At 31.0% G+C, this 10,213-nt stretch carries 10 protein-coding genes and 1 pseudogene; all 11 read left to right on the forward strand.

Annotated elements, in window-relative coordinates; translation table 11 throughout:
- Nucleotides 1–235: pseudogene (locus ACI313_RS03795) on the forward strand (ABC transporter ATP-binding protein); the annotation flags it as partial.
- Nucleotides 228–1,283: a hypothetical protein gene (locus ACI313_RS03800; protein ID WP_320608266.1), complete on the forward strand. Its 1,056-nt coding sequence runs from the start codon at nt 228–230 to the stop codon at nt 1,281–1,283. The pseudogene ACI313_RS03795 and the gene ACI313_RS03800, both read left to right, overlap by 8 nt.
- A gap of 122 nt (nt 1,284–1,405) precedes the next feature.
- Complete coding sequence (locus ACI313_RS03805) at nt 1,406–1,666, forward strand: hypothetical protein (RefSeq protein WP_320608267.1); 261 nt, start codon at nt 1,406–1,408, stop codon at nt 1,664–1,666.
- 252 nt (nt 1,667–1,918) lie between these two features.
- Complete coding sequence (locus ACI313_RS03810) at nt 1,919–2,659, forward strand: hypothetical protein (RefSeq protein WP_439755302.1); 741 nt, start codon at nt 1,919–1,921, stop codon at nt 2,657–2,659.
- A gap of 352 nt (nt 2,660–3,011) precedes the next feature.
- Nucleotides 3,012–3,977, forward strand: a complete 966-nt coding sequence (locus ACI313_RS03815) for an ABC transporter substrate-binding protein (RefSeq protein WP_439755303.1) — start codon at nt 3,012–3,014, stop codon at nt 3,975–3,977.
- Nucleotides 3,978–4,037: 60 nt separating this feature from the next.
- Nucleotides 4,038–4,973: an ABC transporter permease gene (locus ACI313_RS03820; RefSeq protein ID WP_439755304.1), complete on the forward strand. Its 936-nt coding sequence runs from the start codon at nt 4,038–4,040 to the stop codon at nt 4,971–4,973.
- A gap of 2 nt (nt 4,974–4,975) precedes the next feature.
- The gene (locus ACI313_RS03825; protein WP_320608271.1) at nt 4,976–5,770 is read left to right on the forward strand and encodes an ABC transporter ATP-binding protein; all 795 of its coding nucleotides are present in this window, start codon (nt 4,976–4,978) and stop codon (nt 5,768–5,770) included.
- A gap of 72 nt (nt 5,771–5,842) precedes the next feature.
- On the forward strand, nt 5,843–7,453 hold the full coding sequence (locus ACI313_RS03830) for an acyltransferase family protein (RefSeq protein ID WP_320608272.1): 1,611 nt from the start codon (nt 5,843–5,845) through the stop codon (nt 7,451–7,453).
- Entirely contained in the window at nt 7,453–8,286 is an 834-nt protein-coding gene (locus tag ACI313_RS03835) for a glycerophosphodiester phosphodiesterase family protein (RefSeq protein ID WP_320104382.1), read from the forward strand. Before ACI313_RS03830 ends, ACI313_RS03835 begins: the two co-directional genes overlap by 1 nt.
- Nucleotides 8,270–8,770: a gamma carbonic anhydrase family protein gene (locus ACI313_RS03840; protein WP_320608273.1), complete on the forward strand. Its 501-nt coding sequence runs from the start codon at nt 8,270–8,272 to the stop codon at nt 8,768–8,770. The genes ACI313_RS03835 and ACI313_RS03840 overlap by 17 nt, the downstream gene beginning before the upstream one ends.
- Nucleotides 8,760–10,115: an MATE family efflux transporter gene (locus tag ACI313_RS03845; RefSeq protein ID WP_320608274.1), complete on the forward strand. Its 1,356-nt coding sequence runs from the start codon at nt 8,760–8,762 to the stop codon at nt 10,113–10,115. Before ACI313_RS03840 ends, ACI313_RS03845 begins: the two co-directional genes overlap by 11 nt.
- Nucleotides 10,116–10,213 lie beyond the last annotated feature (98 nt).

Raw genomic sequence — 10,213 nt, forward strand, 5'->3', positions numbered from 1 at the left:
ACAACAACGAGTATCGATTGCTCGTGCAATTGTCGGAAAGCCAAATATTATCTTAGCCGATGAGCCAACCGGTAACTTAGATAGAGAAAATGCCAAACAAGTAATTCAATTATTGAAGGAGTGTCAGTCTTTATTTTCACAAACAATTATTCTTGTGACACATGATATTGATTTAGCTAAACATGCAGATTTTATCATTTATATGGAAGATGGACAGGTAAAATCGTATGAATAGGTTTCGATATTATAGTAAGAATAAGAAATTGTGGGCAAGGTTATTGATATTATTTACGGCTTCATTAGGTATTATTTTGTTTTCTTTATATATGCAAGTTCTTATATTTGAAAATAAAAAAGAACAAAATGAACGGCTTTATGGCTCATGGCAAGCAGTTGTCTTTAATGTAGATGATAATGACTTACAGACAATTTTGAATCATCAGATGCTAGAAAATAAAGTAGAGATGAATATAGTAGAAAATGCCTATTATCAAGATGAATATGTTGGAACTATTGGATATGTAGAAGATGATTTTTTTGACTTAAATCATTTGACTTTAAAAAAAGGACATTATCCTGAAAAAGAAAATGAAATCATGCTTGAAGCGTATAAACTAGATGAAATGGGTTTGGATTATACTTTAGGACAACCAATTTTATTGAGTGATGACTATGGAAATACAGAAGAATATGTTTTATGTGGAATATTAGATAATTATTCAATAAATTGGCTTGGAAATCAAAATCTAGTTAAGGGATTTATATATGACGATTCATCAAATGTAGTGATATCAAAGCATATCTTTTTTGATACGAAAAAGGGATATGATACCGTTCTTGATGAGATGAATTTAGATGGAAAAATAGTACGAAATACCAATGTAGAATTTACATACGATCCTTTAGCTAAACAAAATTTTCCATTTACTTTGTTGTCAGGATTCAGTGTTTGTTATGCGGTGTTATTACTTTTATATATGCTTTATCATTGGACAAATCAACATACTAAAGAAATACAGATTCTTAAATCTTTAGGAGCTGATACAGGAATGTTGTATAAAGATTTATTGTCTTTATTGATGAAAACAATGGTTTTACCTATCTTAATTTTTATTTTAATCAGTTTATTTTTGTCTGTTCCTGTTTTGATTTTATTATGCTCTATTGGTATTTATATTCTTTCTATTATTTTTGCTTCTATTATTGTGATGATGCAAATTCAAAGTATTCCTATGAATATGAATACTTTTTCAAATCAAGAACACACTGTTAAAAAACAATAAAAACGAAATATCGTAAACAATCACCATTTTCATTGTGTATACGATCACTTCGTTTTTCTTATAAACAACAATTACTACTAGTTTTTATTCCGGTTGTGTTATTAGTTGTGGTATACATATCAATGTCAAATTTTATTCAAAACCGAAATCAATATAATGAAATAAATAGTCAAAGTGATATTTATATCTCAAGTAATCCACAAATACTTTATTCACAAGAATATGTAAATGAAAAAGGACAATCTGTTTCACAAGATGTATATGCTATGCCAGCAATTGATAAGACTATTTTGGATTTATTGACAACAAATGAAGGAGTAGATACTTATAATAAGACATATATTGATTATTCTACGTATATTACTTGGTCTGGAATGGAATAATCCAATATATGGAAAGAAAAAGAAGATGGTTTCTTTACATATGGATATGAATATGATTGGAATGGGAATAAACAATTTTTTCCGGCTGTCTTTTATAAAGAAGGAAATGATTATTTAGAGTTTTTAAAAGATCATATTGATGAAGGAACTTTTGATGAAGAAGCATTTAAAAGTGGAGAAGTAGTTTATTTATATCTTCCAAAGTATACTAAGGAAGAAATAACCAATGATAATCAATGGCATGATGCTAATGTGAGTTCGAATCCAGATACATTTTATGATGAATCACTTGTTTATCAAGAAAATACAATTAAAGTAGGGGATAAGATAACGCTTCATTCTTATAATTCTGAAAATAGAGATGTTTTAGTGGGTGGGATTATTCGAAAATCTATTGACGATAGTTTGTATTGTACTGGTAAACCAAATCAAATGTTTGTATCTTCTCAATTAGTAGGCAATGAAATAAATTATGTATCGTTATCGTTTAAAGATGATATTAAAACAGAACCTTTGGAATCATCTTTTTCATCTCTTTGCAGCAAAAATAATTTATCATTCACTAATAATACTTCGATAAAAAAACAAATGATGGATATGATTGAACAAGATGTGATTTTTTATTTAATCGTGATTTTTATTATTTTTATGGTTCTTGTTTTTACTCATATTATTTTTCTGACAAAAAGGAAAAAAGAACTGGCTTATGAGTACATGGTGTTTGATCAATTAGGAATTGATGAGAAAGTGATTCATAAAAGAATATGGATGGAAGCAATTTTAAGGTTATTCTTTATTTTGTGCTTTTCATTATTGATTTATGTGTTTATACAATATCTACAATTCCAAAATGATTTTAGTTATATGTATCCATTTAGTATGCGCTTTTCTTATGAATATTGGTCATGGATATACTATTTTGTGTTTACTGGTATCTTTAGTTTCTTCTACTTGATATTAAATGTAATTGTATTAAAACCATCAAAGTTGTAAGACAATTGTAATGAAGATTTTATTATAGTGTAGATAAGAAATGGGAATGATAGAAAACGATATGTTGTTCGTTTTCTATTTAATTTATTGTTATTGCATAAATCTGTGATAAAATTTATATGGACATATATAAGTCGCCTCCTTTCATATAAGTGATATAGGGTAATCACGTTATAAGATAAGGAGGTATTTTTTATTTTGAGTGATAATAATATATGAAAGAAAATTACAAATGTTATGAAAAAATAATTGAAAATAAGTTTATAAATGTAAATAAATGTAAAAGATTCGTTGACACATGTATTTTGCGTGATAAAATTGTTTTATAAATTAATCGTTGAAGGAGAAAGATATGAAAAAAATTATTGCCACAGGAATGGCAGCATTGATGGCGGTATCAATGTGTGCTTGTTCTGATTCCGGTTCAAATGATACCTATAATATTGGTATCGTACAATTAGTACAGCATCCTGCATTAGATGCAGCAACGGAAGGATTTCAAGATGCTTTAACAGAAAAATTAGGTGATAAAGTATCATTTGATTTACAAAATGCTTCAGGGGAAGCTGCCAATTGTGCCACAATCGTAAATGGATTTACATCTGATGGAGTGGATTTGATCTTGGCAAATGCTACGGCTCCATTGCAAGCTGCAGCAGCTGCAACAAGTACAATTCCTGTATTAGGTACATCAGTAACAGATTATGCCACAGCATTAGAAATTGATGACTGGACTGGGGTAGTCGGAACGAATGTTTCTGGTACAAGTGATTTAGCACCGCTTGATGAACAAGCAGCTTCGATTCATGAATTGTTCCCAGATGCGAAAACAGTTGGTTTACTATATTGTTCAGCCGAACCTAATTCTGTTTATCAATGTGATACAATTAAGAAAATTTTAGAAGATGATTATGGATATAGTGTTGAATATTTCTCATTTACCGATTCGAATGATATCGCATCGGTTACACAAACAGCATGTGAAAAGAGTGATGTAATCTATATTCCAACAGACAATACAGCCGCAAATAATACAAGTACAATCAAAGATATTGTCACAACAGATACATATAAAACACCAATTTTCGCTGGTGAAGAAGGTATTTGTTCCGGTTGTGGTGTCGCAACATCATCTATTAGCTATTATGATTTAGGATATAAGACAGGTGAAATGGCTTATGAAATTTTAGTAAATGGTGAGGATGTATCAACAATGGAAGTACAATTTGCTCCAAAAGTTACTAAGAAATATGTAAAATCTATGGCTGATTTATATGGTGTAACAATTCCGGAAGGATACGAAGTAATTGAAGAATAATGAATGAGTTGGAGAAAGGATTCTTTCTTTCTCCAATTTTTTTTGGTTAGGAGGATTTATATGGCATTTATTACATCTTTATTAAATTCAATGCCAGGGGCTATTTCCCAAGGTATGATATGGGGAATTTTAGCTATTGGTGTTTACATTACATTTAAAATATTGGATATATCCGATTTAACCGTGGATGGATCTTTATGTACGGGAGCTGCCACTTGTATTGTCTTAATTATGTTGGATGTTCCAACTTATATTGCCTTAATCGCAAGTTTTATTGTTGGTTTATTAGCTGGTTTTGTGACGGGATTGTTTCATACCGCTTTTGGAATCCCCGCTATTTTATCTGGTATTTTAACACAATTGGCATTGTATTCTGTTAACTTACATATAATGGGATGGGATCAAGCTACTTTTTCAAGAGCTAATTTACCAATCAATGCGGATAAATATAATTTAGCGCTAAGTTCACGTTATTTACGTACTTTCTCACTTCAAAATCCTTTATTGGTATTAGTGATTTGTATTGTTGTTTTGATTGCGATTTTATATTGGTTCTTTGGAACTGAAATTGGTTCTTCGCTTCGTGCTACAGGAGCCAATGAAAATATGGCACGTGCTAATGGAATCAATACCAATCGTGCAAAAGTATTGGCTCTAATGATTTCAAATGGATTAATTGCTTTAAGTGGTGGTTTATTAGCACAATATCAAGGATTTGCGGATATTAATATGGGACGAGGTGCCATTGTTATTGGATTGGCTGCTGTTATTATTGGGGAAGTTTTATTCTCAAAAATATTTAAAAACTTTGCCTTAAAATTATTGTCATGTGTATTTGGTGCCATTATTTATTATGTTGTCATTCAAATTGTATTGAAACTAGGATTATCAACGGATGATTTGAAATTATTATCGGCTGTAGTTGTTTCGTTATTCTTGGCAGTGCCATATTGGAAATCAAACTATGCGAGTAAACACGTGAAAAAGGAGGCTTAAACATGTTAGAAATCAAAGATGTTCATAAAACCTTCAATCCTGGAACGGTAAATGAAAAGAAAGCTTTAAAAGGAATCAATTTAAAACTTGAAGAAGGCGACTTTGTAACGGTTATTGGTGGAAATGGAGCTGGAAAATCAACGATGTTGAATGCCATTGCCGGGGTTTGGAACGTAGATTCAGGTCATATTATTATCGATGGAGAAGATATAACTTCTTTACCAGAACATAAACGAGCTAAATACATTGGGCGTGTATTCCAGGATCCAATGACTGGAACGGCTGCGACAATGAATATTGAAGAAAACTTAGCTTTGGCAAAACGCAGAGGACAAAAGAGAACTCTACGAATTGGAATCACAAAACAAGAACGTAAAGAATATTATGAGTTGTTGAAGACATTGGGATTAGGGTTGGAAAATCGTATGACTTCAAAAGTGGGGTTGTTGTCCGGTGGACAAAGACAAGCAGTTACTTTATTAATGGCTTCTTTGCAGAAACCAAAATTATTATTATTGGATGAACATACGGCGGCTTTGGATCCGAAAACAGCAAGTAAAGTACTTGAAACAACAGAGGCTATTGTTCAAAGGAATCATCTTACGACTTTAATGATTACGCATAATATGAAAGATGCCATTGCCCATGGAAATCGTTTAATTATGATGAATGAAGGAAAAATTATTTTAGATATTAAAGGAGAAGAAAAGAAAAATTTAACGGTGGAACAACTTCTTCATATGTTTGAAAAAGTAAGTGGAGAAGAATTTGCCAGTGATAAAGCACTTCTTGGTTAAAAAAATATGAACACGGTTTGTGTTCATATTTTTTTATAGAATTATTAGCTGATTAAGTGTAAAATAACAGCTATGAAAAAATATATTAAAGGAATTGATGGCTTAAAAGCTATCGCAATAATTGCAATTACTTTCTATCATTTTTTTCCGGATACATTTAAGGGAGGGTTTAACGGTGTTTGTTTGTTTTTTGTGATTACAGGATTTTTGTTATCACAACAAGACTTTCATTCATTTTCAATTCGTGAATTTTATAAAAAGCGAATTAAAAGAATTTATCCAGGATTATTATTGGTTGTGTTTTTAACGCTAAGTGTATATTTTTGTATCGACTCGTTTTTGCTTGATGGTATGAGACAAGAAGTATTATCGGTTTTATTGGGCTACAATAACTGGTGGCAGATTTTTCAAGATGCGGATTATTTTACTCGTATTCTAAATTCATCTTGCTTCACGCATTTATGGTATTTGAGTATTGAATTGCAGTTTTATTTAATTTGGCCTTTATTGGTTGTTGTATTTAATAAAATTACTAAGAAAAATAAAAATTATCCTATTATTTTATGTATTATTTTAGCAATGTGTTCTTGTTTGGCTATGGCACTTTGTCTACCACAAGGAATCACAAGAGTTTACTATGGCTTTGATACTCGTGTATTTGCGATTCTTTTAGGATGTGCAATTGGTTTATTTTATAAAAATTATAAAATCAAAGGAAAAGATAGTAAAAAAATATTTGGACTTTGTCTACTTGTTTCTATTTTGATTTTTATTTTTGTGGATGGAAACAATACAATGTTGTATAGAGGAGGAATGCTTCTAATTACGTTATTGTTTGTCGTTATGCTTGTGATGACAATTTATCCTTCTTTTGGGATTGGACGTATTTTAGAATGGAAGCCATTAAAATATATTGGAACGATTAGTTATGAAATATATTTATGGCAATATCCTGTTTTATTTATTTGTAACTATCTTCACTTTGATTATCCTATTGTACAAGTATTCATTGTGTTTGTGCTTGCGATAGCTCTTCATGTGTTGTTGAATGTTAAGAAAAAGGTGGTCGCAAATGGAATCTTGGCTGTTTCGTTATGTGTAGGATCTTTTGGTTTAGTACAAGCTAAAGATAAAAAAGAAGACATTGAATCTTTGAAACAAGAAATGGAAGAAAATACTAAGAAGATGGAACAAGACAATCAAGATAAAGTATCGACTTCTAATTTAGTATTTGTAGGAGATTCTATTTTATTAGGGTGCTATGATGAAATAAAAGAAATGTATCCGGATTGTGTTATTGATGCTGTTGTTTCTCGTCATATGGGAGAAGAAAAGACAGCTTTACAAACCATTGAAGCCAATGGTCAATTAAAAGATACGGTTATTGTTTGCATGGGAACGAATGGTGTTATTTATGATTTTCTAGCAGAAGAGTTAATGAGTTACTTGGGAGATCGCACAGTTTATTGGGTAAATAACTATTGTCCAACTTTATCTTGGCAAGATAGTAATAATGCGTATTTAAATGAATTAGCACAAAAATATAGTAATTTAAAAATTATTGATTGGTATACTGTGGCAAGCTCTCATCCTGAATATTTATCTAGTGATGGTATTCACCCTAATGAAGAAGGTTCAAAAGCTTATGCGAGTTTAATTCAAAAAGAGATAGAAGGGAAATAATGTTTATAGTTGTTTTATTAATTGTTTTAGTTTTATTGTATTTATGGGCAATTAAACCCAATTCCATTCGCTTTAAAGAAAAATGGGAAAATTTAGAATCTTATGATTATGCGCATCGCGGCTTGTTTGACAACAAAACAAATTATCCAGAAAATTCTTTGCCGGCTTTCCATAGAGCAGTGGAACATGGTTTTGGTATTGAGTTAGATGTACAAATGACAACAGATGGAAAACTAGTTGTGTTTCATGATGCTTCTTTGAAAAGAATGTGTCATGTGGATTGTCAGTTATTTGAAATGAGCTACGATGAATGTCAAAAATATTCATTAAAGAAATCAAATGAAAAGATTCCTTTATTTGATGATGTATTAGATGTTATCAATGGAAAAGTACCTTTGATTATTGAAATTAAAGCAGAAGGAAAACCAATTGAAACAGTAAAAAAAGTATGTGAACGAATGGATCAATATAGTGGTGACTATGTTATTGAATCCTTTCATCCAGGTGTTGTTTTATGGCTACGGAAAAATCGTAATGACATCATTCGAGGACAATTATCTGAAAATCATTATCAAAATGAAAAAATGAATAAACCATTGGCCTTTGTTTTAACAAATTTCTTGTTGAATGGTTTTACGCGTCCTGATTTTATAGCTTTTGATGTTCGTTGTTCTTCGTTTTTTAGTTATCGTTTAATGAATAAATTATATAAATTTAAAAGAGTTGCCTGGACAATTAAATCACAAGAACAATATAATGAATCCAAAGTAAATTATGAATGCATGATATTTGATAGTTTTATTCCAGGAGGAAAAGATGATAAAAGAATTTAATGGAAAAAAGCCTAAAATAGAAGGGTATGTTTTAGAGCCATCAGTGTTAATTGGCGATGTCGAAGTACAAAAAGAAGCTAGTATATGGTATGGGGCAGTGTTACGAGCAGATGAAGATAAAATCGTTGTTGGTCAAAATTCCAACGTACAAGATAATGCCATTATTCATTGTGATCCTGGTTTCCCAGTTAAAATAGGAAATGGAGTAACCATAGGACATGGCGCCATTATACATGGTTGTACGATTATGGATAATACTGTCATTGGTATGAATGCGACTTTATTGAATGGATGTAAAATTGGAAAGAATTGTATTATTGGAGCCAATGCCTTAATTCATGAAGGAATGATTGTTGAAGATAATAGTATTGTAGTAGGTGTACCTGGAAAAGTGATAAAAAAGGTAAGTGATTCACAAGTTGAAGCTAATAAAATGAATGCCATCAACTATGTAGATAAAGCAAAGAAATTATATGAGAAATAGTTTACTTTTGGATTTGATAGAAGGCCGACCTTTATCATTAAAAAATCGTATTTTATTAATTACACAATTGAGTTTACCTTCTATTTGTGCACAAATCTCAACAACCGCTATGCAGTATATTGATACGGCTATGGTAGGTCATTTAGGTGCCAATGAATCGGCATCAATTGGATTGGTTTCAAGTACAATATGGCTTTTAACAGGGTTATCTTCTTCTTTTAATGCAGGCTTTACAGTGCAAATGGCACAAAGTATTGGAGCTAATGAAAAAAGTAAAACGCGTAATATTATGAAACAAGGATTTATTGCGTGTCTAATCTTGAGTTTCGTTTTGTGTTTCTTTGGGATTGTATTGAGTCCTTATATTCCGATATGGCTAAAAGGAGATGCTGAAATTGTTTCTCAAGCCACGAATTACTTACGAGTTTATTCTTTTTTTATTCCATTTCACTGTTTGAATGCGATGGCAAGTGTGTCATTGCAGGCAAGTGGAAATATGAAAATACCAAGTGTTTTTAATGTTTTAATGTGTGTTTTAGACGTTGTTTTAAATTATTTCTTCATTTTTCCTATAGGATTAAATTTAGGAGTGACTGGTGCTGCTTTGGCAACAGGTACTTCTATTGTTTTTTCGATGATTTGTCAAATGTATTATATTTTTAAAAAATCAGAATTACTTAAAGGAAAAGAGCCTATTCACTTAGAGCCAATGATATTAAAAAACACCTTAAAAATAGGTGTTCCGGTCACTGTTGAAAGTACCATTACTTCAATGTCTTATATCTTATTTACAAGAATCGTAGCTCCATTAGGAACCGTTGCGGTTGCTGCTCACTCTTTTGCGGTAACAGCAGAAAGTTTGTGTTATATGCCAGGATATGGAATTGGACAAGCGGCTACAACAATTATTGGACAAAGTATTGGTGCTAAAAGAAGGAAAACAACAAAATCACTGTCATACTTGATTACATCACTAGCAGCCATTGTTATGGCTTGTTCAGGAATCTTCATGTTTTATTTTGCGCCAGAAATGATTGGTTTTATGACAAAAGATATTGAAATTCAAACTCTGGCAATTAATGTACTTCGCATTGAAGCCTTTGCTGAACCTTTATATGGAATATCAATCGTGTGTGCTGGTGTGTTCAGAGGAGCTGGAGATACTTTCATTTCAAGTATATTAAATTTTATTAGTATGTGGTGTGTTCGTTTGCCTTTGGCATATTTTTTATCACTTCATTTTGGCTTATATGGTATATGGATGGCAATGTGTTTGGAATTATGTTTTAGAGGAATCATTTTTCTTATTCGCCTTATGCAAGGGAAATGGATTCATGAGTTTTAATTTGTTTGAAAATCAAAACAATTTAAAGTATACTTTAAATTGTTGGAAAGCTAACTATATAAAAATCAATAGAATTTATGAAAAAGTTTGAAAATATA

Source organism: Floccifex sp., assembly GCF_051873495.1.
Classification (GTDB): Bacteria; Bacillota_I; Bacilli_A; order Erysipelotrichales; family Erysipelotrichaceae; genus Floccifex.